The organism is Pleurocapsa minor HA4230-MV1, assembly GCA_019359095.1.
GTDB lineage: Bacteria > Cyanobacteriota > Cyanobacteriia > Cyanobacteriales > Xenococcaceae > Waterburya > Waterburya minor.
The window spans coordinates 100,958-127,188 of the sequence record JAHHHZ010000013.1 but is presented as its reverse complement, the minus strand read 5'-3'; the positions used below and the strand labels follow the sequence as shown (position 1 = coordinate 127,188).

The 26,231-nt window shown below is 40.1% G+C and carries 20 protein-coding genes; 11 read left to right on the top strand and 9 right to left on the bottom strand.

Annotated features, from left to right (window positions below):
• Positions 1-62 precede the first annotated feature (62 nt).
• Together KME09_05285 and KME09_05280 are read right to left on the bottom strand one after the other, a co-directional pair.
• Complete coding sequence (locus KME09_05285) at positions 63-731, bottom strand: CDP-alcohol phosphatidyltransferase family protein (GenBank protein ID MBW4533331.1); 669 nt, start codon at positions 729-731, stop codon at positions 63-65.
• A 9-nt stretch (positions 732-740) separates the two neighbouring features.
• A complete protein-coding gene (locus KME09_05280) occupies positions 741-2,666 on the bottom strand; it encodes a S9 family peptidase (protein ID MBW4533330.1) in 1,926 nt (641 codons plus the stop codon).
• 671 nt (positions 2,667-3,337) lie between these two features.
• Here KME09_05280 and KME09_05275 point away from each other — a divergent pair.
• From KME09_05275 to KME09_05260, 4 genes are all read left to right on the top strand, one after another.
• Complete coding sequence (locus KME09_05275) at positions 3,338-4,294, top strand: RNA polymerase sigma factor, RpoD/SigA family (protein ID MBW4533329.1); 957 nt, start codon at positions 3,338-3,340, stop codon at positions 4,292-4,294.
• 135 nt (positions 4,295-4,429) lie between these two features.
• Entirely contained in the window at positions 4,430-4,756 is a 327-nt protein-coding gene (locus KME09_05270) for a DUF760 domain-containing protein (GenBank protein ID MBW4533328.1), read from the top strand.
• Between the two features lie 145 nt (positions 4,757-4,901).
• Positions 4,902-5,324: an 8-oxo-dGTP diphosphatase MutT gene (gene mutT, locus KME09_05265; protein ID MBW4533327.1), complete on the top strand. Its 423-nt coding sequence runs from the start codon at positions 4,902-4,904 to the stop codon at positions 5,322-5,324.
• Entirely contained in the window at positions 5,321-6,499 is a 1,179-nt protein-coding gene (locus KME09_05260) for a response regulator (GenBank protein ID MBW4533326.1), read from the top strand. Before mutT ends, KME09_05260 begins: the two co-directional genes overlap by 4 nt.
• A gap of 351 nt (positions 6,500-6,850) precedes the next feature.
• Here the strand turns inward: KME09_05260 and KME09_05255 are convergent, their stop codons facing one another.
• Entirely contained in the window at positions 6,851-7,552 is a 702-nt protein-coding gene (locus KME09_05255; protein MBW4533325.1) for a hypothetical protein, read from the bottom strand.
• A gap of 46 nt (positions 7,553-7,598) precedes the next feature.
• Positions 7,599-13,430, bottom strand: coding sequence for a translocation/assembly module TamB domain-containing protein (locus tag KME09_05250; GenBank protein MBW4533324.1), 5,832 nt, complete (start codon positions 13,428-13,430; stop codon positions 7,599-7,601).
• A 649-nt stretch (positions 13,431-14,079) separates the two neighbouring features.
• Between KME09_05250 and KME09_05245 the strand changes: the two genes are divergently transcribed.
• The 4 genes from KME09_05245 to KME09_05230 all read left to right on the top strand — a co-directional run bounded on the left by KME09_05245 (position 14,080) and on the right by KME09_05230 (position 17,664).
• A complete protein-coding gene (locus KME09_05245) occupies positions 14,080-14,787 on the top strand; it encodes an ABC transporter ATP-binding protein (protein ID MBW4533323.1) in 708 nt (235 codons plus the stop codon).
• A 169-nt stretch (positions 14,788-14,956) separates the two neighbouring features.
• Positions 14,957-16,654: an AarF/ABC1/UbiB kinase family protein gene (locus tag KME09_05240; GenBank protein ID MBW4533322.1), complete on the top strand. Its 1,698-nt coding sequence runs from the start codon at positions 14,957-14,959 to the stop codon at positions 16,652-16,654.
• A gap of 42 nt (positions 16,655-16,696) precedes the next feature.
• Positions 16,697-17,068, top strand: a complete 372-nt coding sequence (locus KME09_05235; protein MBW4533321.1) for a hypothetical protein — start codon at positions 16,697-16,699, stop codon at positions 17,066-17,068.
• Between the two features lie 167 nt (positions 17,069-17,235).
• The gene (locus tag KME09_05230) at positions 17,236-17,664 is read left to right on the top strand and encodes a hypothetical protein (GenBank protein ID MBW4533320.1); all 429 of its coding nucleotides are present in this window, start codon (positions 17,236-17,238) and stop codon (positions 17,662-17,664) included.
• A 656-nt stretch (positions 17,665-18,320) separates the two neighbouring features.
• Here the strand turns inward: KME09_05230 and KME09_05225 are convergent.
• The 4 genes from KME09_05225 to KME09_05210 form a co-directional block, all read right to left on the bottom strand.
• A complete protein-coding gene (locus KME09_05225) occupies positions 18,321-18,869 on the bottom strand; it encodes an NAD(P)H-quinone oxidoreductase subunit J (GenBank protein ID MBW4533319.1) in 549 nt (182 codons plus the stop codon).
• Positions 18,862-19,587 (bottom strand): NADH-quinone oxidoreductase subunit NuoB, encoded by a 726-nt coding sequence (nuoB, locus tag KME09_05220; GenBank protein ID MBW4533318.1) that lies wholly within the window; start codon positions 19,585-19,587, stop codon positions 18,862-18,864. The genes KME09_05225 and nuoB overlap by 8 nt, the downstream gene beginning before the upstream one ends.
• A complete protein-coding gene (gene ndhC, locus KME09_05215; GenBank protein ID MBW4533317.1) occupies positions 19,584-19,946 on the bottom strand; it encodes a photosynthetic/respiratory NAD(P)H-quinone oxidoreductase subunit C in 363 nt (120 codons plus the stop codon). Before ndhC ends, nuoB begins: the two co-directional genes overlap by 4 nt.
• Before the next feature lie 387 nt (positions 19,947-20,333).
• Entirely contained in the window at positions 20,334-20,816 is a 483-nt protein-coding gene (locus KME09_05210; protein ID MBW4533316.1) for a class I SAM-dependent methyltransferase, read from the bottom strand.
• A gap of 113 nt (positions 20,817-20,929) precedes the next feature.
• Here KME09_05210 and KME09_05205 point away from each other — a divergent pair, with 113 nt between their 5' ends.
• Together KME09_05205 and KME09_05200 are read left to right on the top strand one after the other, a co-directional pair.
• Positions 20,930-21,964, top strand: a complete 1,035-nt coding sequence (locus KME09_05205) for a 3-isopropylmalate dehydrogenase (GenBank protein ID MBW4533315.1) — start codon at positions 20,930-20,932, stop codon at positions 21,962-21,964.
• 171 nt (positions 21,965-22,135) lie between these two features.
• Positions 22,136-23,326, top strand: a complete 1,191-nt coding sequence (locus KME09_05200; GenBank protein MBW4533314.1) for a hypothetical protein — start codon at positions 22,136-22,138, stop codon at positions 23,324-23,326.
• A 141-nt stretch (positions 23,327-23,467) separates the two neighbouring features.
• Here KME09_05200 and KME09_05195 read toward each other — a convergent pair whose 3' ends face one another.
• Positions 23,468-24,082: a Uma2 family endonuclease gene (locus KME09_05195; GenBank protein MBW4533313.1), complete on the bottom strand. Its 615-nt coding sequence runs from the start codon at positions 24,080-24,082 to the stop codon at positions 23,468-23,470.
• Between the two features lie 95 nt (positions 24,083-24,177).
• On the opposite strand from KME09_05195, the gene KME09_05190 reads away from it, so the two are divergent.
• A complete protein-coding gene (locus KME09_05190; protein MBW4533312.1) occupies positions 24,178-26,181 on the top strand; it encodes a polyketide synthase in 2,004 nt (667 codons plus the stop codon).
• The last annotated feature ends 50 nt before the right edge of the window (positions 26,182-26,231 follow it).

Genomic DNA, 26,231 nt, shown 5'->3' with positions numbered 1-26,231 from the left:
AGCGATCGCGCTCTATCTATATGATTAAGGCTGAGTATTGGCTTAATTAGTATAGAACAATATTATTCAGCCGCTGATTTAGATTCACGATTATCCAAGTCTAGTTTGGCTATTTCTTGTCCTGCTGTCTGTAATTGAAATATGTTTGTCGTCTGTTTTAATAAGTAAATCGGCAAGGAAACAATGAGCGCCAACTGCCAAATATTGGTCTGCCATCCAGCCAGATTGAAACTCATACCCACCAGATAAAAATCGAGATATAGCAGTAAATAAAATAGCTCATTACCCAGAATCAGCAAATCCATGAAAGATTTATTGCCATAGTAAAGTTTCAATAGTCCGTTATTTGACCATTGAGCCGAATCTTTATGACTGGCCGATCCCCGCATTCCTGTAGCATAAATTAAATAATAATGACTACTGATATCAAGAGCGATCGCACCAATAAAAGCTAATAAATAATCAGGATATAGCTGCGCCAAAATCAGACATAAACCCGCAGTTGCCGAACGATCCGCCACCATATCTAGGGCAGCACCAAAATTACTACTTTGATTATAAGCACGGGCAGCACGACCATCAAATTCATCTAAGATAAAGGCGATCGCATATAGTCCAATACACAGTTGCCAGTAACCTAAACTATGACTAATAAAGCTGGCCAGATACAAAATAAATCTGACATAGCCAATCAGATTAGGGACATATAAGAATACTTGGTTAATCGCCATAAAAATCAACTATAAATTAATTATTTCGATCTGTTCGAGCCGATCTGCTGGTTCAAAGCCAAAGACGCGGGAATAAAAGTAAAATTCGCTATCGAGAGCTTTTTTAATATTCTCAGCAATTCTAAAACCATGACCCTCTTGGGCAAAAGCAATATAAGCCACGGGTAAACCCTTGTGTTTAATCGCCTCAAACATCATTTCCGCCTGATTGGGGGGTACGACTTGATCTTTTAATCCCTGGAAGAAAATTACGGGACAGTCTAACTGTTCTATAAAGTAAATCGGCGATCGCTCTTGATAAATAGCTTTGTCTTCAGGATATTTGCCCACTAAACGATCTAAATAGCGCGACTCAAACTTATGAGTATCTTTGGCTAAGATCTCTAGATCGCTCACGCCATAATAACTCGCTCCCGCTTTAAAAGTATCACGGAAGGTCAAGGCTGCTAAGGTAGTGTAACCACCAGCGCTACTGCCTGTAATTACTAGGCGATCGCCATCGACGCTTTTGCGTTCAACCAAGTATTTAGCAGCATTAATACAATCATCCACATCGACAATACCCCACTTGCCGTCTAGTCGCTGCCGATACTGACGACCATAACCAATACTACCACCATAATTCACATCTAAATAGGCAAAACCACGACTAGTCCAGTATTGAATTCGCAAGTTCAATTCGACAGCAGCCGCTGCGGTAGGGCCTCCATGACTATTGACTATTAGAGGAGGAAGTTCTGCTGATAGCGCCATGTAGTCTTTATTTTGCGGGGGATAATACCAAGCATGAGCAGTAAGACCATCAGTAGTAGGGAAAGCGATCGCCTCTGGTAAGGATAAATAACCAGGATCGATCTCCAGCTCTCCTGAACGCCGTAGTATTTGTTCTCTCAAGGTCTTTAAATCTAGCTTGATTACCGCAGTAGTTTCGGTTGACGAACCGCCAATAAAGACGACAAAATCATTACCAGCTTGAAGATCGGAAATATTGGTGTATCTAGTTCTAATTTCGCTAAACTGCTTAGTTTTTAGGTCAATTGTGCCTAAATGCCAATAGCCATCCGCTGAATAAGCACAAATTAGACGCTCTCCCACAACAGCATAGGTAGATAAGCCAAATACCCAATGGGGATAGGCAAACTCGGCAGCTTTTTGATGAAGAATTTCCACCTTGCCATCGGGTTGTCGTCGGTATAAATTCCACCAGTTAGTGCGATCGCTAGAAAAGTAAAGCGTACCATCATCACCCCATTTGGGTTCACAGATCGATTCGGCTATTCCTCCCGCAATTAATTCAGGCTTTAAAACCATCCCCTCCGCGTCAAGCTGTGCCAACCAGAGATAAGTGCTATCCCATGGCATATCAGGATGATTCCAGCTCAACCACGCTAAATATCTGCCATCAGGACTTAAACGAGGAGAAGAATAAAAATCGTTACCTGTAACTAAATTTTGCTTTCTCCCAGTACTGAGATTAATCGTCACCAGATTATTAACGGCTTCGCCAGCTACAGAATGATCTTCACAAACACAAATTAGGCGATTTCTGGATCGATCAACGATCAGATCTCCATAACGTTGCTCCAATTTGTCCGTCAAAGGATAAGGCTGCGTGCCAATTACCTGCTGATAAATTTTGCCATCTTGATAGTTAGAAAAATAAATTGTATTTCCATCAACTACGAATGCACCTCCCCCATATTCATGAATTTTGCTCCGCACGCTTAAGGGTGCTGGGGTGAAAATTTTTACCTCTTCTGGGTTACCGTAGCCGATCAATAAATTTCTTCCTTGTTCTTGGGGTCTTTTTTCTAGCCAATAAATATTTCCTTGGTTGACAGCCACACTACCAATGCCAACAGTTTGGTCAACAATTAAATCTGAGGTTATGGGAGATTTCCAAGAACCACAAGAAGCCATTTGAGGTGTATTCATAAAATTTTAATTTGCTGGAGGAAAATTCTTGTGTCTTACACTTAATTATTTTTACAGTTTTCTGACCCCAATTCCCATAGTAGTATCTTAGGTAAAGGGACTAGACACAATACCAGATTAGATGGGTAATTAGACTGATTTTGTTGCCTGCGTTGCATTTTTGCCTCGATGTTATCGATATGATCTTTCCATGAGAAACAATGCCCAATAAATGTCAGTTCTTATTCAATCGCAAATATTTTAAATAAACTTTACATAAGTTAATGAAAATCGTGTATTGTAGAACTAAGTGAGTAAGAACACAAATACTATTAGTTTTCCCAAAATGTTGGAGATAGAACTAAAAAAAAGCTGTTATAGCTAAGATGAAAAAATAAAGGTCAGGATCCCTGCCTTAGAACGACAGGGCTTGCTTACTCAATAGCCTCAACGGGGGAAACCCCCGCGACGCGAAGGACGCGAGCTTGCGAGCTAATCCTTTAGGGCTAGTCCTTTAGGGCAACGGCTTTTCGCGCTGCCTGACCGTTGGTCAAGTATTCAAGAATTTTTGACAATGGAAATGCATCAGAGTTTTAACAAAAGTAAACACATGTTCTCATAAATAGTAATTATGAGTATGACACCTTGAAAACTTTTTCTTACACCACCAACATCAATTAGCATATCGCGTAATGAAAACAGCACAAAAATCTAACGACTTGGTTAGAAGCTATCTCAAAGAAATAGGTCGTGTTCCTCTTTTAACTCATGAGGAAGAAATTCTCTATTCCAAAAGGGTTCAAAAAGCGATCGCTTTAACTAAAGTCAAAGAGTCTTTAATCGAAGAGCTTGGCGTAGAACCTACCACAGAAGAATGGGCAAAAGCAGCGGCAACAACTCCAAGTGAGTTATTGACGGCGATCGACTCAGGAGAGTCTGCTAAGCGAAAAATGGTGGAAGCAAACCTGCGATTAGTAGTGTCTGTAGCCAAAAAATACCTCAAACGGAATTTAGACCTGTTAGATCTAATTCAGGAGGGAACAATTGGGATGCAGCGGGGAGTAGAAAAATTCGATCCAACCAAAGGATATCGTTTTAGTACCTATGCTTACTGGTGGATTCGTCAGGCAATTACTAGAGCGATCGCTGAAAAAGGTCGTACCATTCGGTTGCCAATTCACATTACGGAAAAACTCAATAAAATTAAAAAGGCTCAAAGACAGTTAGCTCAACAAAAAGGGAGAACTGCGACTATTGCCGAACTAGCTATTGAGTTGGAGCTTACTCCTAAACAGGTGCGTGATTATTTAGAAAAGTCTCGTCAGCCAATTTCCCTAGACGTAAGAGTTGGGGACAATAATGATACTGAACTTGGTGATATGCTGGAAGATTCAGGACAATCCCCTGAAGACTTTGCTACTTCCTCTTCCTTAAAAAGAGACTTGGAAAAACTAATGGGAGATTTAACCCCTCAGCAAAAAGAAGTAATTTCCTTACGCTTTGGTTTGGCTGATGGTAAACCGATGACATTAGCCAAGATTGGTGAGTGTCTGAGTATTAGCCGTGAGAGAGTGCGACAAATCGAGCGAGAAGCTTTATCCAAGCTGCGTAAACGCAAAATGGCAATTAGAGAATATCTTGCCAGCTAAAAGTCAAATAATCTTGCTATTGATCGGAAAACTCGCTGTTGGGAGTTCGGTTCTACGTAACCTTAGATTAATAGCAGGGTGTTTTAATAGGGCATATCAGTCGTAGTTCTATTAATCCTAATCAGGAGGCTCAAAGTGAGCAATAAAGATATTTCTCAGAGTGCTTTCAAGCGTAGCGAAAATGAAAACTCACTATGGTATTATGTTCAATCTCTAAGTCCAGAAACAATCACTCATCTCTCCCAGCCTGAATCTCAAGAGGTATTTGAGATTATCGAACACAACATTACTGGTTTGTTAGGCAATATGCCCCAGTCAGATTTTCAGGTAGAAATCAGCACCAATCGGCAGAATTTAGGGCAATTATTAGCATCTGCTATGCTCAGTGGTTATTTTTTACGCAATGCCGAGCAAAGAATGGGCTTTGAACAATCACTAATGAAAACTCAGCTCAATAGTTAAAAATCTCAATATCAATTTAAAAGAACATATGTAAATATATATGTAATATTAGCAACCTTGACTAAGTTAAAGGTTGCTTTGTACTATTTATAACTTCTACAATTTTAAATTAGCTTATAATCCAGACAAAAATATCAAACATTTTATGTCATTAAACTCACTTCCTCTGACACACAAACAGATTGGAGTAGCTGTAATCAACAATCAGCAGGGAAAAATCCTGATAGATCGTCGAAAACAATCAGGAGAGATGGGTGGACTATGGGAATTTCCTGGGGGCAAAATTGAGCCAGGAGAGACGATCGAAGAATGCATTCAGCGTGAAGTCCGAGAAGAATTAGCGATTGAGATTGCAGTAGGCGATCGCTTGATTACAATTACTCATACCTATAAAACCTTTGACGTAACTTTATATGTTCATGACTGCCAATACTTAAGTGGTCAACCACAAACCCTGGAGTGCGAAGAAATTCACTGGGTAGAACCTGCCCAAATCAATCAATATCAATTTCCTAGCGCCAATAGCCAAATAGTTAATCTTCTTCAGCGAAGGGGCATAAGCACATGAGTCCCAAAAATACTTCCGACAATTTAATCATTCGAGAATTCACTGCTCCCAAGCAGATTAAACTGTTTACTTCCTTACAAAAAGCGCGTCTGAGCGGGCGGTTAACCTTTAGCGATCCAGTTAAAGGAGATGAATGGCATGTTTATCTCTATCAGGGAGATTTTGTCTATGCTACGGGAGGTATTCATCCGATTCGTCGTTGGCAGCGGAATCTAATTTTAAATTTGCCACAAATTCCTTTGCAGCTTTCTCATCTACAAGAAGAACTGACGCAGCAAAGAGCAGACTTAAAGGACAATATCTGGGAATATGAGCAATTATCCCGCTGGGTACAAGAGCAGGTTATCACCCCTCAGCAGGCTAAAAATACGATCGCTTTTGTAATTAGTGAAATTATTTTTGATCTAACTCAAGCAAGACAAGTTATCTGTCGTCTCAATCAAGACAATGTTTTAGCGGCAACTTTAGAATTAATTGAACCTGAGAGTGTAATCACTCAAATAGAGCAGGTTTGGTCGCTTTGGCAAGAAGCTCAAGTAGTAGATCGCCTGCCCAACATGGCTCCTGTCATCCTACAACCTCAACAGCTTCAAGAAAAAACTTCAATTTCTGCTTATCAAAGCCTCTGTAAACTACTTAATGGCAATCGAACCCTCAGAGATCTATCTGTCCAGTTACGAACTTCACCCTTACAGGTAATTTGTTCTCTCTTACCCTATATTCAGTCAGGAATTTTTGGTTTAGTTGATATTCCCGACTTGCTAGAGATAGTTAATCTTCAAAGCAAGGATTATGAGCATCAAGATCGTCCTTTAATTGCTTGTGTTGATGACAGCCCAATGGTTTCTCATCTGATGGAGCAAATTGTTAGTATGGCTGGCTATCGCTTTCTGGCAGTTAACGATCCGCAGGATGCAGCTCAAGTTCTGATGAGTTGTCAACCAGATTTAATTTTCTTGGATGTTGTGATGCCAAAAGTTAGCGGATACGATTTATGCGCTCAATTACGCCGATATCCAGAATTTACCCAAACGCCAATTATCTTTTTGACTAGCAGTTCAGGAGTGGTCGATCGCCTGAGAGCAAGAATGGTAGGCTCATCCGACTTTTTACGTAAAACCGTTGATGCCGATGAGCTAGTGCAAAAGATCGAGGAGCATTTGGGAAATAGGTAGTAGGTAGTGGGTAGTGGGTAGTCCTAAAGGACTTGTCTACCGAACTAAGCGGCATATGCGGAGCAGTATCCTTTAGGACAAGTCGTATAGTTGGAGATACCGCTTCGCATATAGGTAGTAGAGGTATTAAGGTGAGTAAACTAGCAAATGTTACTTGTTTATTTCAAATGTTGATGCTCACCTATTAGTAATCAGTCCTTTAGGGCAACGCAGTGGCTCCCCAACCTACTAAAGCGTCTAGGCTAAGATATTGTGTTCATTTAAGTAGCGTGGGGTGTGCCTCGCACTACCGACTAAGACGCAAAGATTTTATTAAAAGTAATTAAGCGGACTTGATATAACCACTACCTACTACCCCAAAATATCGATCTGAAGATCGAGTTGATGCGCCCATTGACCTAGATAGTAAAGTAAGGAATAGATCAAAATGACAATGCCAGTCATTTCTAGGCATTCTTCAACCGAAGTAGTTAGGGCATAGATGATGTTCTGTTGACTAAGAGATTCAGCAAAATAGCTCCCAATCATTTCCATAATTAATGCCCCCCCAACATAAATACAGGCAGCAAAAATAAAGTGCAGTCGAGATTTGGCGGGTAAATGGCGGACAAATTTGCTATAGCGTCGGGCAAACCAGGCGACAAAAATCATGCCAGGGATGACCCAAGCTGAATGGAGAAACCAAGGTAAATTAAGCGCTTGACTGACTTCAGGAATAATCAAGATTTCGTGGATACTAACTATTTCATCGATCGCCAGAAACCAAAAGATCAGGGATAATAATTGCCAGTCTTTAGTATAGCGATCGCCCTGTTGTTTTTTACCCGTAGCAATAATTTTGAGTAATACTGCGCAAAAGGCAATCATCAAGGCGGAATACCAAGTAGGAAAGTTTAATTCGCGATCGACATTAAACAGATTTAGCCATTCATCTTGATAGTTAAATACATATTTGCCGATTTGAATGACCACACCGACGATGGTGAAAAAAATCACGCCAATCATGAGATATCTGGCAATAATACGCGGAAAAGCTGTAATTTTGAGCTGCATTCTGCTACAAGTTTAATGTTCCACGAACTATGCTAGACGATTAGAGTTAAAAATTTCTCTGGTATTCAAGTTTGATTTCATTACTGCTACTGGTTTCCTCGTCTCCAGTACTATTAATCGTTTCAATTAATTTAGTGAATAAGTTGTGGCTATAGATAAAGCGGATTGAAGAATCTTGATTGATTTGGTAAGTGCCTTCAAGAGCGGGGTAGATGGTTAGATAGTCTAAATTAATTTTCTTACCCCAACCAACTGTTGTGTCTTCTACTCGATAGAGAACGCTATCTAAAAGAGGATTAACCACAAACCTTTGTACCCCTAAATCAAATAGTTCTGATTGGCTAGCACTACTAATGTCTCTAGCAAAACCGACAAACTGATTGCTTAAAAGGTTGACAATTTCTCCCTGATTAAGAGAAGGCGTACTAGTTAGTGCTACCGCTGGGGAATTGATTAAACTACGCTGTGAACCGACATCGCCAGGATTATTCTGGGTGTTAAGGGAAAAATTATCGCCAAAACATTGAGTGAAGCGGTTTAATTCGGCTTGATTGTAAGATGCTTGATTTTTGACAAAAGGCTGATTGCTAGGGCGGATATCGCAATTAGAACGAGCTGTTTGACCCAAATTAGGCAAAATTTCTTGTGCTTCCCCATCAACGGTCAAACTAATGCGAACAGTCTGACTGTCATTGCCTTGAGTTAGAGGATCGTTAATTTCGTTGGCGTTAGAGTCTGCCAAACGTAAGCTGCTTGCATCACCTTGGACATCTTCGACGGAAGTCCTTAAAACGACATCAAGCTCGGGATTAAAAACACCTGCTTTGGGACTAAAAACAATTGTATTATCCCGATTACGAGCCAGTTTAAAGGTATTGCTAAATAAATCTACATCTGCCTTGGTCAGTGTTAATTTGCCCTGGGGAATAATATTGTTGGGTTCATCTGCTGTGCCGTTGAGAGTTAAACCACCTTTTAGCTGAAAATCATAGAGGGGAGTTTGCTGTAGCTTAAAGTCTTTAAGATTGACTTTAAGATTGTTTAACGCTGTGATCACAGACTTTGGAGCAGTAGTTTGTGACTGTGCTGTACGGGAATTATTGCGGGTTTTAACTCTAGACACCGCATTAATTGCCTGAGATTTACCAACTTGGACTGCATCTCCCGCCGTTGGAGTTTTCGTTTGAGGAATAGATACTTTTCCATCAGCTAAAGTAACTTCACCGCTAATGACTGGCTTAAGGGATACCCCTGTAACTATTACTTGTCCTTCAACTCCGCCTTGATAAAGTTTATCGATCTCAATATCTCCTTTGGGTAAATTAATTGTTAAAGGATTTTTTAAACCTCGTACTGGGGTGAGAATGGGAAATTTACCTGTTGCTGATAAATCTTTATTAGCGAAGGTAGCATCGAGAGTCTCAACATTAACTATCTGGTTGTTGATGGTAATTTTGCCTGTACCTTGAAATGGCTCAGTAAAGAAGGGAGTTTGGACGATCACGTTGGCATCATCGAGATTTACTACTCCTTGAGCGGACAAGTCATAAATTTTTTCTGCTCGGTTCAAATCCAAACGCGCACTCGCCTCAAGTTGAGCATCTCCTTCACCCCCTACCCAGTTAAGATAGTTTTGACTAAAAGCATCTAGAAAAACAAAGGCTTCTGATTCGATATTGGCTTTTGCCGTAAAGCGATCGCTTTTACCAGGGATAATTGGATAGGGAAGATTAGCCTCGACCTGAATCTCATCTGGGGCAGTGGTTTTAAAGCCCAGCTTGCTACCGTCATAATTAAAGTTTCCTGCTACTTTAGCGGGCAAGAGGTTGCCGTTAAACGCTCCATTGGAGAAAGCTACTTTACCTTCTAGTCGTGGCTGTTCTAGCGTTCCTTTAATTGTCCCGACACTATTGATTTCTCCTGCTAGATCTACGGGAATCTCGACGAAACTGTCGATGTCGTCCACGGTTAAATTAGCCACGGCGAACTTCGCATCAGTTTGTTGGGCAGATAACTTACCTTTGAGGGATAAGATTGCTTCTTGCACCTCAATTCTGGCTTCGGCTAAATCTACTGTTGTCCCTTGCAGCTCCCCATCAATTAACAGTTTGGGTAAAGCAATATACTGTGACTCTTCGATAACTAAGCCCAGAGGACTAACAAGATCGGGGTAAGCTTGTCGAGGTTGCCATTGCCAATTATTACCCTCAACTCGAAAATCAGCTTCAGGGACTTGAATTGTCCCCCCCAGAATTATTTCTCCTGCATATTTACCCTTAATATCTAACTTGGTGGGAATACTTCCTGCTTGCCGAATAGCTGCATTTGCTTGGATTTGGCGATTAACCCGACGTAACTGATTGAGCTTGCGGGCGATCGACTGATCGACTGTATCTTTTTCTGGTGCAGGTCTAATCACCGAGGGATCGGCATAGATGGGGGTCTGCAATAGGCTAATTACGTCTTCGACAGTGAACCAGTTTAGGGTAGTCAGAGCATCTTGGATATATGCCTGGGGAATGTTTAATCTACCGTCAATCGCGCCAGTAGCTAAATTTAAAGCAGCATTGAAATCATATTGACTCCGATCTAGTTTCAAAGAAGCGCTGCTAACTTCGGCAAGACTATTAGCGGGGTCATAGTTAAAGTCGGCGTTAAGCTGATCGGCTTGAATATAGCCCAACCCTGGTTGAGCCACTTGAATATTTCCTGTGGTTGCCAGAGTATAGAGATTAAGATCTATTTCTCCTGTAGTTGTACCGCTGATCGGGCCTTCAATACCTGCTGCTTTACCTGGAGCAACATTGAGTAATGCTAGAGGAAAATTATCAATATCTAAAGCAAAGCGATCGCCCTGGCGCGTGCCAACAGCTATTACAGGTTGCTCGGTATTTTCTCCCTGACGTATTTCTAAATTGGTAGGTAGATAGGGAAGTTTACAGTCCCTCCTGGTACAGGGAACGGCTCTAGCGGCGATGATATCCTGTTCTCCTTGAAGATTGAGGGCAATTGCTTGCTGCGGTTGTACATTAAGCCTCCCTGTCATGATCGAGTCAAAAACAATATCGTTGAAGGCAAAATTCTGGAGATTGAGATCTCCTGTCAGACTGACGTTTTCCGTTGGCGCTGAAAGTAATTGTTGACCGTTAAATTGACCGTTAAAAGCAGCTTTCCCCTTGAAATTAACACTCTCTTTAATTAGCTCGTTATTTTGGCTAGTTGCTGCCACCAGCTGATCGATGGGTAGGCGATCGAAGTCGAGGTTAGCGATCACATTAAGATTACTATCAGCATCTAACTTACTGGCAATGTTCGCTAAGGTAATATTGCCCTGAGCCTGAAGGTTTTGCACTCCCGAATCCACCGTAAGTTGATTAACCGCCACAGGAATCCTCGCAGCTTGGTTGATTAAAGGGCGAATATCTCCCGCCAGATTACCTTGTGCATTAATATTATCTACCTGTAGCCCAGCCAGATTAGGGGGAGCAAATCGATCTAACAAGAGTTGGGAGCTAAGATCATTGGCATCAACATTCGCCTGCCACTGGTTATTATTCAGATTGGCGATCGCTTTTACCGTTCCTTCAGCCACATCTAAATCAGCATCTACACGGGCAACAAAAGTGCTGAGACTAGAATCATCAGCCAAGGTTAATAACTGTCGTAATTCCCCAGAAGCCGTTAGCTGACTCGACCTAATATTTGCGGGGATAGGTAAATTAGAGGCAAAGCGATTAAGATTAATCTGGCTGGTATTGGCTGTTGCTTGAATCTTACCTGAGTTTAATTGGCTGTTGACCGCAACGGCTTCACCATCTAGCAATAGATCTAAATCGGCATCAGCTTGGAGACTATTTAAGTTAGGATTATCTTTAAATGCTAGTAGCTGCTTGATTGTGCCTGAAGTATTAATTGTTCCCCCTGTCAAAGATGTGGCAACAGGTAGACTGGGAATGAAAGAATCTAGCTTAATATTGTTGGTAGTAGTTTGGGCTTGAATATTGCCCCCATTAAGCTGACTATCAACTACAACATCTCCACCATTAACATCTAGATTGAGATCCACACTCCCCGCAATTTGCTCTAAGCCTAGGCGATCTAAGCTGCCGTTAAACTTAGCCTGAGCCGTATCTACCGCCAGAGGTCGATCTAGGTTTAAATTAGGATTACTAAACTGAGCGGCAAAGGGTCTGAGGTTGAGAGAATTTGCGTCTAGGCTTGCTTGCCATTTTTTATTATTTAAATTAGCATCTGCCGTTACGTCTACCTTACCCTCTCCGTAGGTAATTTCAGTGTCTTGCAGCTGTATATTCTGATTGGCAATAACCAATTCTCCTGAGCCTGCAACATCTTCTAGGTTTCTCGCGCTAGAGTCGGCAATATTCCAATTGACCATGCCTTGAGGATTATTTAAAGTGCCGTCAATCTGTCCTTCAGCTTGAAGATTACCAATCGCCACATTTTGGGGTAATTGATAGTAAGGATTAACCAGCTGTTGTGTGGGTAAATCGGCGGTAAAGCTCAAGGCTAGTGGCATCTTAGTTGAATCGATTGGCTGCTTACTTTCTAAAGCCTGTCGTAGATTAGTCTCGATTTTTCCTGCTGCCATTACCTTTCCCCCTGCCACAGGGATAATCTGCACATCATCTAAGACGACTTGCTCTAAATCACCACGAAAATCAGCCTTAATTTTCTTTAAAGTCGTTTGACCTATAATTACCGTCTGAGTATTGTTAATCTTGCCCGTTAGTTTGGGATCTTTAATTGCTCCTCGTAGTTGAACCTGTGCTTCGATTATTCCTGCAACATCCACAGGTAAACCCTCAGTGAGTTTATTGGGTAGACTAGCTAGTTGAAACGGCAGTACATCAACATCTAAATCGTAGCCATTATCTAAATTAACCTGTCCATCTACCTGGGCGGTAATATCGCCTAAAGTTGCCCGAGTTTGGTTGATTTGGGCATTACGACCACTGAAATTTAGCTGAGATTCTGCCGAAATAGGAGCGTCTAAATCCGTAGCCGATCCCGACAGGTTTTGCAGATTAACTTTTCCTTTAACATTAGCTGCGGTAATTTCGTCTAAGGAAGGAATATTAATATCTAAATCGGCGTTGAGCGTACCACTATTAATTTCTACGGGAATTGGTAAAAATGTCGCTGCATCCGCTAAAATCAGATTCTCCACCAGCAGTCTGGTATTGGTGCTGCCAGTTTCTAGCTTAGTTTCCCCCTGAATTGTTGCTTTAGCCTGTTCAATAGTTGCGTCGAGATCATATTCTGCCAAAGCTTGTTTCTGATTATATCTTCCACTACCGTCTAACTTCCCTTTAAGCGGCTCCTGCTGGTAAGGTACAGCAGTAATATTGGCTTGTTCGACATCCAAATCTACATCAAAGTAAACCAACGGCTCTTTTTTTTCAGTATCTTTCTTGAGAAAATCTAAGTTAATCCATTCTCCATCCTGCTCTTGTTCGAGATAAATATCAGGTTGAATTAAAGCCACCTCTAGAGGTAGAGTACGACGAAATAAGACAGGGATAAGATTAAACCCAACTTTTACCCCTTCCACCGTCACCTTATCTGGATCGGTAGCTGTCGGCGGAATAACCGTCTGACCAAACTCAACACCGTTGAGAGAAAAACCTTTTAACTCTCCCAAATCAAGGGGACGCTCAATAATCTTGCCGATTTGATTCTCCAGAAACGGCGCTAATTTCTTTTTGGCTAATACTTGTGTTCCCCAGTAGCCCAAACTACCTACAGCTGCGATCGCCGTAACTCCCGCGACAACCGTTTTCGGAGAAGACTTAAGCTTGTTCAACAAACGCTGCCAAACCTTTGGTTTCTCAGGTTCAGGATTTGGGGGAGTGTTAATAGATTTAGTCATAATCTCAATTTCCTGAGTGGCTTGGACTAACTACCACTTTTAAGCATAATAAAAAATTAATAGACTAAGATCCTACTCTGCTTTAATAAAATTGCCTTGCCTCTGAGGAAAGATTAATCACCCCCTTCAAACAGAAGCAGTTATAGACCTACTAGATCGTCAAGTTTGAATTGATGGGTTGAGATTAGGTAGTGGGTAGTGGGTAGTGGGTGTAATTAAATTGGAAATGAGGTTAGGGAGTAACAAGTAATGAGTAACGAGTAATATGCGGAGCGGTGACGCGATATGCGGAGCGGTATCCTTTAGGACGAAGGAGCTAATCCTTTAGGAATCCTTTAGGACAAATAGCTCTAAGGGTAGGGGTTTGATCAATTATTTTGCCTACCTACTTAGGTAGTAAATTAAAAACTCATTACTCAAAACAAATTTGACGACCTACTACGTAAAAACATTCGGACATCTTTGAAACACTACTTCCGCCTTACAAAATTTCCTACTTTCTACTTCCTATTTCCTATTTCTTATTTCCTCTTTCCTCTGGTTATTCTTGTTAGTCTAAACTACAGATATTTAGACACTTTTTAATCCTATGAATTTATCCGCTCAAACGCCTCAATCTAAGCCATCTAAGCCGATAATTATTCGTTTAGAAGAGATAGAAAAAGTCTACGGGATTGGTAATACAGCAGTTCATGCTTTAGATAAAGTCGATCTAATCATCCACCAGGGAGAATATTGTTCGATTATGGGTGCATCAGGTTCAGGTAAATCTACTGTCATGAATATTATTGGCTGTTTAGATCGACCTACCGCAGGTAAATATTACCTAGACAACATCAGTGTTGCTGGATTAGCAGATGAACAGCTAGCCGAAATTCGCAATCGCAAAATTGGCTTTGTGTTTCAACAATTTCATTTACTACCTCAAGTTAGTGCATTAGAAAACGTGATGTTGCCCATGGTTTATGCGGGAATAGCCTCTAAGGAAAGGCGCGATCGCGCAACAGAAGCTTTAACTAGAGTAGGTTTGGCTAATAGAATGAATAATCGTCCCAATCAACTATCAGGGGGACAGCAGCAACGAGTCGCGATCGCTAGAGCAATTGTGAATGAACCCTTGTTATTATTGGCAGATGAGCCGACTGGAGCATTAGATTCTCACACCACTAGAGAAGTGTTAGATATTTTTGGTGAGTTACATGATGGCGGAATCACCGTGGTTATGGTTACTCATGAACCAGAGGTGGCTAAACTAACTAACCGAATTATTTGGTTTAAAGATGGTCAAATTGTTCATTCTCATCTCACTCCAGAAGAAATGCTGGCGGTAGCGGTTGCTTTTTAAGCTAAATTATTACCGTAAAATTAAGCAAAATGTAGTTTTGTATACTAATATAATCATTAGCTACCAAAAAAATAGTGGGTAGTTATGAGTAAGTTAACAAGTTGGTAATACAGTTAAGTTTAAGAGCGAAACGGATTTATCTGCACGCTTCGGCGTTCAGCAAGCAACAATGAATTATTCTCAGCTAGAACCTGGTCAATCCTTAAGTTACGATGCAGAGGCAATCGCATCTTATTATCGTTTTCGACCCTGGCAGGTAATCTGGCGGGCGATCGCCGTTGTCTGGCTGTTTGGCAATTTTGCCCTACATCTTTATTGGGATAGAATAACCAATCGAGAATTTATTAATCAGCCAAAAAGAGCTAGAGAACTACGCAAAGTTATTACGGCGCTTGGCCCTGCATATATCAAGGTAGGACAGGCACTATCTACGCGACCAGACCTGATTCGCAAAGACTTTTTGGATGAGTTGACCAAGCTACAGGATCAGCTACCGCCATTTCCCAATCAGATTGCTTTTGATATTATCGAATTGGGTTTAGAGCGCTCTATTAGCGAAGTTTATCGCGAATTTTCCCCCGATCCCATCGCTGCTGCTAGTTTGGGGCAAGTATATAAAGCGGTCTTACATAGTGGAGAAACCGTCGCCGTAAAAGTTCAACGTCCTAATTTACGTCCTCAATTAAGTCTCGATCTTTATCTAATGAGGCTTTTGGCTGGTTGGATCGAGCCTTGGTTACCCCTCAATTTAGGACACGATCTGGCTCTAATCGTCGATGAATTTGGTTTGAAGCTATTTGAAGAGATTGATTATCTCAATGAAGCTCAAAATGCCGAACAATTTGCTGCCAATTTTGCGGGAGATCCTGAAGTTAAAGTTCCCGCGATCTACCATCAATACTGCAATAACTATGTTCTAACCCTCGAATGGATTGACGGCATCAAGCTAACCGATCTAGAGAAGTTAGAAGCTGCGGGATTAGATGCAGATAATTTGGTCAGAATCGGTGTAACTTCAGGCTTACGTCAGCTGTTGGAATATGGCTTTTTTCATGCCGATCCTCATCCAGGGAATCTCTTTGCTACCCTTGATGGACGAATGGCATACATTGACTTTGGCATGATGGATCAGCTTTCTGAGTCGATGAAGGAAACGATCGCTTCTGCGGTGGTGCAGTTGATCAACCGTGACTATGAAGGGTTAGCACAAGATTTTGTCAATTTAGGCTTTTTAACTCCCGATACTGATATTAAGCCAATTATTCCTGCTTTAGAAGCTGTTTTGGGTAATGCGATCGGCGAAAGCGTGGGGGACTTTAACTTCAAAACGATTACGGATGAATTTTCCGAATTAATGTATGAATATCCTTTTCGTCTTCCTGCCAAGTTTGCACTAATTATTCGTTCTCTGGTTACTCAAGAAGGATTAGCGTTGAGTCTTAACCCTAACTTTAAAATCGTCGAAGTATCCTATCCCTATGTATCTCAAAGGTTACTGACAGGAGAATCCCCGCAACTGAGAAGACGCTTATTAGATGTTTTGATTAAAGATGGCAAATTCCAATGGCAAAGATTGGAAAACATGATTGAAATCGCCAGTTCAGACGATAGCTTTGATATTCTACCTACAGCTCGTTTAGGCTTACAATATCTACTTTCAGAAGAAGGAAGATATTTACGTCAACAATTGCTAATGGCTTTAACAGAAGGCGATCGCCTTCATACCGACGAGGTACAGAGACTGTGGAGTTTAATTCAAGATGATATTAAACCTCAGAAAATATTAGACTTTGCTTTTAATACTTTTCGCCAAATTTCTGCTGAAAGTGTCATGGCAATTATTCCCTCTGCTACCGCTTCAAGATAGAGTAGTAAAGCACTGACTCGTGTATTCAAATCAATCATTTAGATGTATTATTTACCTCAACCACCATTTTTTGTCGCCATCATCGGTGTTTTTATTGCAATTACCTCTGGTGCAGCGTTTCAGAATCTTTTAGAACAGAAGCTGAAAAAATCATATCAAGATAGTAAACAGCAAACTTCCTTTAAAATAGACCCCACTCAAGATCCAGCGATCGCCATTACTTTTTCGGGCATTTGTTTGGGAGTTTGGGTTTTTCTAGGCGGTGGATTACTAGTTCTCGGTTTTGGTTTTATTCCTGCCTATGGAGTTGCTCTATTGTTGACGCTATTTACTAGCGGACTAGTTTGGGATCAGATTAATGATGTTCTAAAACAGCTAAAAGAAGGTGGCTCTAAAGCCCTAGAACTTGACTGAGATCTATCTTGATAAGGATTAGTAAAGACAGTTAGAACTTATTTTAATTAATTAAACTCTTGTCGCCCAACCCAGAGAATGCAAGAATGAGTGTAGTTATTAAAAATAAATTAAGAATAATCAATAACTAAAAACTTTATCAAATTTAAGTTCAGGAGAAAATTCTCATGGCTGAAGACAATAAACCCAACGGCACTCAAGCCAAAGCAACTACAAGTACTAGTAAAACTACTCCAGCTAAGGCTACTGTTGAAAAATCTACCCCCACTGCTACTTCCACTGCTACCAAGACTACTGCTAAAGAAGCAGGAGAACAAGTTTTAGCTTTGTCAACACAACCTAGAACTCTACTGCCTCAGAATCGTCCAATCGAACCCAGTAGCATCGAAATAGTTCATACTTACTCCTCTGTCGGATCTGATCGTCCAGTTTCCAAAGGAACAGTAAAATTTATTAGTTCTTTAGCCATCTCTGGAAATCGCCCCATTGCTGCTAGCACTCTTCAAGTAAGCGAGTCTTATATTGTGATGGGTAATCGCCCTGTTGCTTCCAATGAATCAGACGAAACTGCCAGTTTAATGGGATATTTAGATTAAAAATTTAATCAACTTCTGACTTGTTCAACTTTTTGCCTGTCTGTAAGATACCTAAATTTTTTTGATGCTTTATACCATTTCTCGAAACTAGTTAGATAGATGAGCTTTGAAATGTGTAGTAGAGCGTCTAGACTAAAATGCTGGGTTAATAAAATCTTAAAATGTTTGTCTACATTGAGGCGCAACATTTTTACCCAACAAATTAATGTGGACGGGCTAGTAGGTTGGGGAGCCACTGCGTTGCCCTAAAGGATATGCGAAGCGGTATGCTTTAGCACTAGCTCTAAAGGATTAGCTCGCAAGCTCGCGTCCTTCGCGTCGCGTAGCGGTATACCATTTGCGAAGCCTATCCTTTAGGACTAACTTCGTGTCGCCGAGGTGTCCTCGGATATAGCAAGTGGCGTTTGAGGCACAAAACCCAACATCTATAACTTTTGTTGGGTTGCACTATCGTTTAACTCAACCTACCAAGTCTACCAAGTCTCCTTTTGCTTTTGAGAATTGGTATCAGTTGTTAGTTTTTTCAAGCTAAAGTATTTTAGTTTTTATTGTTTAAAAGCTATTAGCTTCAAATCTACTATTTCAACCAAAAAAAAGTAGAGATCTACTGATAAATCTCTACACTAATCTAAAACAAATAAACAAATTTAGAAAACTTAGTAAGCATCCTGTAATTCATAAAAATCAGGAGAAACATAATCTTTACGTAAAGGATAACCAATCCAATCTTCATTCATTAAAATCCGCTTGAGGTTAGGATGTCCTTCGTAAATAATGCCAAACATGTCATAGCTTTCTCGTTCTTGCCAGTCTGCTGCTTTCCAGATCCAGTACACTGAAGAAACACGAGGATTATCTCGCGGTAGAAAAACTTTTAGACGGACTTCTTCGGCTTGCTCAACATCATCAGCCACTTTAATTAAATGATAAAAGCTGACTAACTCTTTGCCTGCACCCAAATCGTAGGCTCCTTGACATTGGAGATAGTTATAACCATAAGCATACAAAGCAGTAGCGATGGGTAATAACAAGTCAGCATCTATCTTGATCAGCTCAACATTAGAGACATCAGGCGCTAAAGCTTCATTATCAAAACCGTTTTCGCTCAACCAGCTTGATGTTTTGCCCGCAGCCACTATTTCTGATGCTGTGTCTGCTGCTGTTTCCTTCTCTTCAGGATTTTGTCGTTCTCGATCTTCAGCCACGTTCCACCTCTTTCTCTGCTGATTCTATTGCTGGTAAAGGCATACCCATCGCTTCAGCCAGCTCTTTAGGTGGCGCTTGGCGAGTTGCCGAGTTCAGGTATGTACCGTTAAGAATTGGCTCAACCGCTTTCATGTTATGTCTTGTACTATAGAAGCGATGAGTTTGTTCGATAGTTGAAGCTCGCTCTTGAATCGATTGATTAGAAATCTTTTTGCGTAGCTTAATAATGGCATCAAAAATGGCTTCTGGGCGAGGAGGGCAACCAGGAATATATACATCCACGGGTATTAGCTTGTCTACACCTCGAACCGCAGTTGTCGAGTCACTACTAAACATTCCTCCAGTAATGGTGCAAGCGCCCATAGCAATTACATATTTTGGCTCAGGCATCTCTTCATAAAGACGCACCAGAGCAGGAGCCATCTTCATGGTAATTGTCCCAGCGGTAATAATTAGATCGGACTGACGAGGGCTAGAACGAGGTACTAAGCCATAGCGATCAAAATCAAATCGAGAGCCAATCAAAGCAGCAAATTCAATAAAGCAACAGGCAGTACCATAAAGCATCGGCCAGAGGCTAGACAACCTTGCCCAGTTATAAATGTCGTCTACCGTAGTTAAAATAACGTTTTCTGATAAATCCTGAGTTACCTGAGTTGGATGACTGGGATTAAGTATTTTTTCTTGCTGTTGTTGTTCAAATGTTGGGGAATTCATGACCACTCCAAAGCTCCTTTTCTCCACGCATATACTAAAGCAATTACCAAAATGGCAATAAAAATCAAGGCTTCTACAAATGCTAGTAATCCTAAACGGCTGAAAGCCACTGCCCAAGGATATAAAAAGACTGTTTCTACGTCGAAAACCACGAATACCAGCGCAAACATATAATAGCGAATGTTAAATTGAATCCAAGCGCCACCCACAGGTTCCATACCAGATTCATAGGTTGTCTGCCGTTCGGGGCCACCGTCACCAGGTCTTAATAATTTGGAGGCAGTCAGAGCTAGGGCTGGGACTGCGCTACATATGAGTAAGAAACCCAAGAAATATTCATAACCATTGAGAACAAACAATTTTCTCTATCACTCCTAGCGTGAATGTACGTTGTTACTATACTTAATTTACTATACTTAACCTGAATTATGATGGAATCCCTTAGTTAATACACTTAAGTTTGATTGAGAGTGATACATATATATAGTTTGGCACAATCAAGCAAAAAAGAGCGATCGCTTTGCCGAGATCATCGATCGCGCTGCTGGTCATAATTTTCCCGCAAGGTACTAATCCGCTGAAAATGGCGATCGCCTGGACTTTTACCCTACCTTAGTACGTTTAGTAAACTGTGACAATAGTAGTTCCTTTGTTCCTCTATCGATTGATAATTCTGGAGCATCTACTTTGACTTGTCAAAAAGAGTAATGACGAACAGGAACATTGTTAGAGGATATTTGAAAAGTCTAATTGCTACGTTTCCAGTGGGTAGATCCCCCTAAATCCCCCTTGTTAAGGGGGGCTAGGGGGGATCTGATAGGGTCTAAGCATAACAGAATTGAGTTCTCAGACATCCTCTTAGACTCTAAATGCAATAGAGTATCAGTCATACAAACAATTAATTCTGCTTGATTATCAACGTACTGCTCAAAATTAATCAGATCGTCTTGGATAGTCGTAATATTTAAGTTGCTGGCATTTGCTTTTAATTCATTAAGTAATTTTTGGTCTAAATCAATAGCCGTAACGGAAAACCCTAGGTTCGCTAAAGGAATTGACTGGAATCCACAACCAGCACCCAAATCTATAGCTATCCCAGATGCTTGTGGGCTAATGTTATTGAGTCGAAAAAATTCAGTATGTTTGTTTAGGGCAAAATCGAACCCGCCCAACATCCAAGCATAAACATCTGCTAAGACATTTGCGTAATGCTGTTTTACAGTTGGCATATTTATTGTTAATTATTTTGCGATCGCTTTCTTTGATATCCTACATCAGGCTGCTCTAAATTTGATTTAAGTAACTAATAGACTATTTTTGAATAAACGTAGTAGCCACTATCATGACGAATCAATATTCTGTTGCAGTTTTACCAGGGGAAGGCATCGGCTTAGAGGTAGTGCAGGCGACACTGACTATTTTGCGCCAGGTAGCGATCGACCATGATTTCAAATTACAAGTAAATTATGGCGAGATTGGACAGACAGCCTTTGAGCAGTACGGCTCATACTTCCCCGAAGTAACAGCGCAAATATGTAGTAAAGCCGACGGTATTCTATTTGGTGCAGTCAGTCAAGGTGGGTTATTGGAACTTAGGAAAAAGTTTGATTTCTTTGTGAATTTCCGCCCAGTCAAAACATTTCCCAGCTTAATTAATAATTCTAGTTTAAAAAGTAATTATTTATCTGGAGTAGATATTTTATTTGTTAGAGAATTAGTTAGCGGGATTTATTTTGGTGCATCAGGTAGAGGAGAAGATGAACAAGGTGGCTATGGCTATCACACGATGCAGTATTATGATTGGCAAATTAAACGGATTGCTCAAGTTGCTCTAGATCGAGCCGCGAAACGACGAGGTTTAGTGACGGTAGCTCATAAAGAAAATGCTTTACCTCATTTACCCTGGACAAAGTTAACCCTAGAAGTCGCTCAAGCATATCCTGATGTTACTGTTGAGCCAATGTTAGTGGATAATTTGGCAATGCAGTTAGTAATTAACCCTCGGCACTTTGATGTAATTTTGGCGGGTAATTTATTTGGGGATATCCTGAGCGATCTTGGTGGTGCTTTAGTCGGTTCGGTGGGTTTATTAGGCTCTGCTAGCCTTAATGAGGCAGGATTTGGTCTTTATGAGCCAATCCACGGTACTGCACCCGATCTTGCTGGCAAAAACCAGGCTAACCCTTTAGGTACTCTAGCTAGCGCGATGATGATGCTAGAGCAATGGGGAGAATATGATGCAGTCAAGAGTTTACAACAAGCCTGGGATAATATTCTGGCTCAAGGTTATCGCACCTATGATTTATATTCCCAAGACACAGAAACTCTAGTTACAACTCAAGAATTGGTAGAATTATTGCTAAATAATTTAACATAAAAAGTTATTCTTTGTTGACCATCAAGAACGTAATCTATTTGGATATTTTGGATTGTTTTTTGGCAATTTATATGCTTCTAAGTTTCTTTCAATTTGTAATTCAATTTGAGTTCTCCATAACAAAATAGCTCCAAAAGGAAGAATGTTCTTAAGTTTCGTAGCGTAGCAAAGATGTTGAATCAATCAGTCAGTTTATTACCTTTTTTCTTAACAATCAACACTTCTGGATTTAGAGCTATGTCTCCAAAATTTGAACAGTTAACTCTTGAACAAATTAACTTAATTCCTTCCTATGTAGAAAAATGGAAAAAAATTGCATTTTCTACTGAAAAAATTAATCGCCAACAAGCTGAAAAAATAGTTAATTCAACTTACGAGATGCTTGGGTACAAACCCCCTGTCATACTCTTTTTTGATAGTCCTTACGCTTGCTGTGACTTTATTCTTGGTCAAACTGTTCAGCAGTCAAATGAAACATTTGGTAAACACCGCGTACGTGGTTTTAATCGATGGAAAAACAAATTTGAAGAGCAAATGTACTCTCAAATAGATTTTGAAAATATAAAAAATCTTCACAGTCAGGGATTATTTTTAAAACTTAGAATATTTGGCTGGAGTAGTGTAGATGGACAAGTTAGGAGGCATATTTGGGAACAGCTCGATGAACCATCCCAGGAAAAAATTTGGGAATATTTAGGACATACACTTGATAAACGCATTAACTCAATAACAACTATTGCTAATTCTGTCTGCGTGCTGGACTATTTGATCACTGAATTTAATTTAGTTTTAAATGATGAACATCAGAACTGGGACACATATAAGTCATTACTTGGACTCGGCAATTATATCTTTCTTCGAGATCAAGCATGTATTATTTGCGATCGCCCGATTGATATTTCATTGGATTCTCTAAACTATCTCCATGCAGAAGGCAAACCAGCAATTCAGTTTGCGGACAAAACTGGTTTATATTCACACCACTATAAAACTCTGTCAATAGAATTGGGTAAACTTCATCCTCAGCAATGGCAAGCAAAATGGTTACTAACAGAAAAATGTCGCTCATTAAGAGAGGCTTTAGTTGAAGGTTTAGGCTATGTAAGAATTTGTCATGAATTATCAGTAACCGAGCTAGATTGCTGGAAAAACTATAAACTGATCCAAATTAATATTTCTCAAAATTCAAAACTATATTATTTGTTAAGAATGAATAATGATCATAGCGAAATAGAACGTGCTTTGGAATATTACAATCCTGAACGTCTAAAATTTTCTGAAGATTATTTATCTGTTCTCACTGTAGCAGATGGTATGAATTGGGATATTGAAAGTGAAGTTGAAGGAAGCTTAAAAATTTAACTTTTGAGTTAAGGAGTCAAGTATTTTTACCATAATTTATATCTCATAAGTTAATGTATCCTGGAGAAATTCTAGAATACGAAGAAAAAGAACTTCCATTTTAAATTATTTTATAGCAATTCTTAGATTAGTACTGATTTATCATAAATTTGATACTTGGAAAATATCATCGGTTCTTAATTCAAGTTTGGGAAAAATATTGGATTGCAAAATTTCGCCTTTAATAAATTTTTCCAGCTGATATTCTCCTTCAACTAACTTGCAAATAGTAATAGTTGGTTGCTTGGGTTTACCAATGTAGCGCACTGCACCTAAAGCTCGATAATCTACAATCCAATATTCAGCAATTCCCATCGCTTCGTATTCAACAAATTTATGTCCATAATCATCTCGCCAGTTAGTATTTACCACCTCAATTATCAGAGGAACAGCTTGACCGTTTTGAATTACTGATGATTTTTGCCACAGAAGCTCATCTTGAATATATTCTCGGTTAATTACTGCCACATCAGGTAAATATCCAGAACGAGCTGCCAGAGGCTTAAGTAGACAGTTTTTGGGAATGGAATAGGGTAGATTTTGCTTACGAATTTCCAGGTTTAATTCAGCGGCTAGAAAACCAGCAATATCCTCATGAGAACCAGTGGGTAACATCTCAACAACTACACCTTCAATTAATTCATAGCGTTTGCCGTCATCTGGATACCATTCCATAAATTCCTCAAAACTTATGGGTTTAGTTTGTGGTGCAATCATTTTTCATGCCTCCCGTAGCCGTAATTGAAGCTTATCGCTGTTACAATTTTACTGGCAATTTTAACTGGAATGGGCAAAGCTTTATTCCTCAAAGTATGGAATTATCTCCCACTAAAAAAGCATTACTCGCCTTGAGACAAATGCAGAGCAAGTTAGAGGCTTTGGAAAATGCTAAACATGAGCCGATCGCTATAGTGGGAATGGATTGTCGTTTTCCTGGTGCTAACAATCCAGAGGAATTTTGGCAGTTATTGAAGGAGGGGAAGGATGCTATTACAAGTGTTCCTGACGATCGCTGGAATCCTCAAGATGGCGATCTTGGAACAAGTACTCTTGAAAAGATTTATACTACCTATGGTGGGTTTGTGCCTCATTTAAAAGAGTTTGACCCCAGCTTTTTTCGGATTGCACCAAAAGAAGCAGTTAGCATCGATCCGCAACAAAGATTATTGCTAGAGGTGAGTTGGTCAGCTTTAGAAAATGCTGCTATTTCCGCCGATCGAGTTCAGGGTAGTCAGACAGGTGTGTTTATTGGGATTGCTGCGGTGGACTATTGGCATCAACTGTTAAGCAGAAACAACGCAGAAATTGATGCTTATCTGACTACGGGGAATACTCATAGTTTGGCATCAGGCAGAATATCCCACTTTTTTAATTTTACAGGCTCTAGTATTTCTCTGGATACCGCTTGCTCATCATCTTTAGTGGCAGTACATTTAGCTATTAAAAGTTTACGCGATCGCGAATGTAATATGGCATTGGCAGGAGGGGTGAACCGTCTGATTTCGCCGAAGATTAGTCTTAATTTTGCTCAAGCTAAAATGCTGTCTCCTGATGGCAGGTGTAAGACTTTTGATGAGAGTGCGAATGGTTTTGTCAGATCTGAAGGTTGTGGGATCGTAGTTTTAAAACGATTGAGTGATGCGATCGCCGATCGAGATAATATTAGAGCTATCTTGTTAGGTTCGGCAACTAATCAGGATGGACGTACTAGCAGCATTACTACCCCCAGTAGTTTGTCTCAACAAGCAGTAATCCAGCAGGCTTTAGTTAATAGCAAAGTTGCAGCAAGTCAGGTTAGTTATCTAGAAACTCATGGTACGGGTACAGCTTTGGGTGATGCGATCGAGCTTGAGGCTCTAAGTCAGGTATTTAAAGATAATGAGGAATTAATTTTAGGTGCGGTTAAAACCAATGTTGGTCATTTGGAATCAGCAGCAGGGATAGTAAGCCTGATTAAAACTGTACTGGTATTAGAAAATAAATTAATTCCTGCCAATTTACATCTTAAACAGCCTAATAGTAACTTAGACTGGCAAAAATTACCGTTTAAATTACCACAAAAAGCGATCGCCTGGCATCAAACAACACAACCCCGCATTGCTGGAATAAGTTCATTTGGTTTTAGTGGTACGAATGCTCATCTTGTTGTCCAAGAAGCGAATATTTCCCTTGAGGAAGAGGGAACACAGGAACAAAATAAGCGAAATTTCTATCTGTTTACTCTGTCTGCGAAGAACAGCAAGACGTTGAATCAATTGGCTAAAAATTATCTCGATCATTTAGACTCGCATCCAGATCTTTTAATTGAAGATATTTGCTATACAGTAAATTTAGGGCGATCGCATTTTAATCATCGACTAGCAATGAGTGTGACTTCTGTAAGCGACTTGCAAACCAAATTAGCTCAATATCTTGCTCAAGAAATTACGTCGGAGTTATGGCAAGGCAAGATTAATCTGAATCAAGACGTAAAACTTGCTTTAAGATTTAAACCAGTAAATCAAGAATTAAAAGAGTTAATTGAATCGATCATTGATAATTCTATTGTTACTGATGAGCTTACAGATATTTATTGGGAAATTGGCGAGCAGCAGATTCTCAATAACGTCAATAATCAGCAAACAAGTAAACAAAAAATCATTTATTCTTCAATTAAACAGCAATTAAATAGTTGGCAAATATTAATTAATGGACTGGCTCAACTGTATATTTTCGGCGTAAAAATAAACTGGCAGACATTAGCTACAAATAGCGGAGGAAAAAAAATAACTCTCCCGACTTATCCTTTTCAAAGATCTATATATTGGCTTGAATAATTACTATTTATTGCTTTGATGCTTAAGTTAACCTAGTTTAATATTTCGTT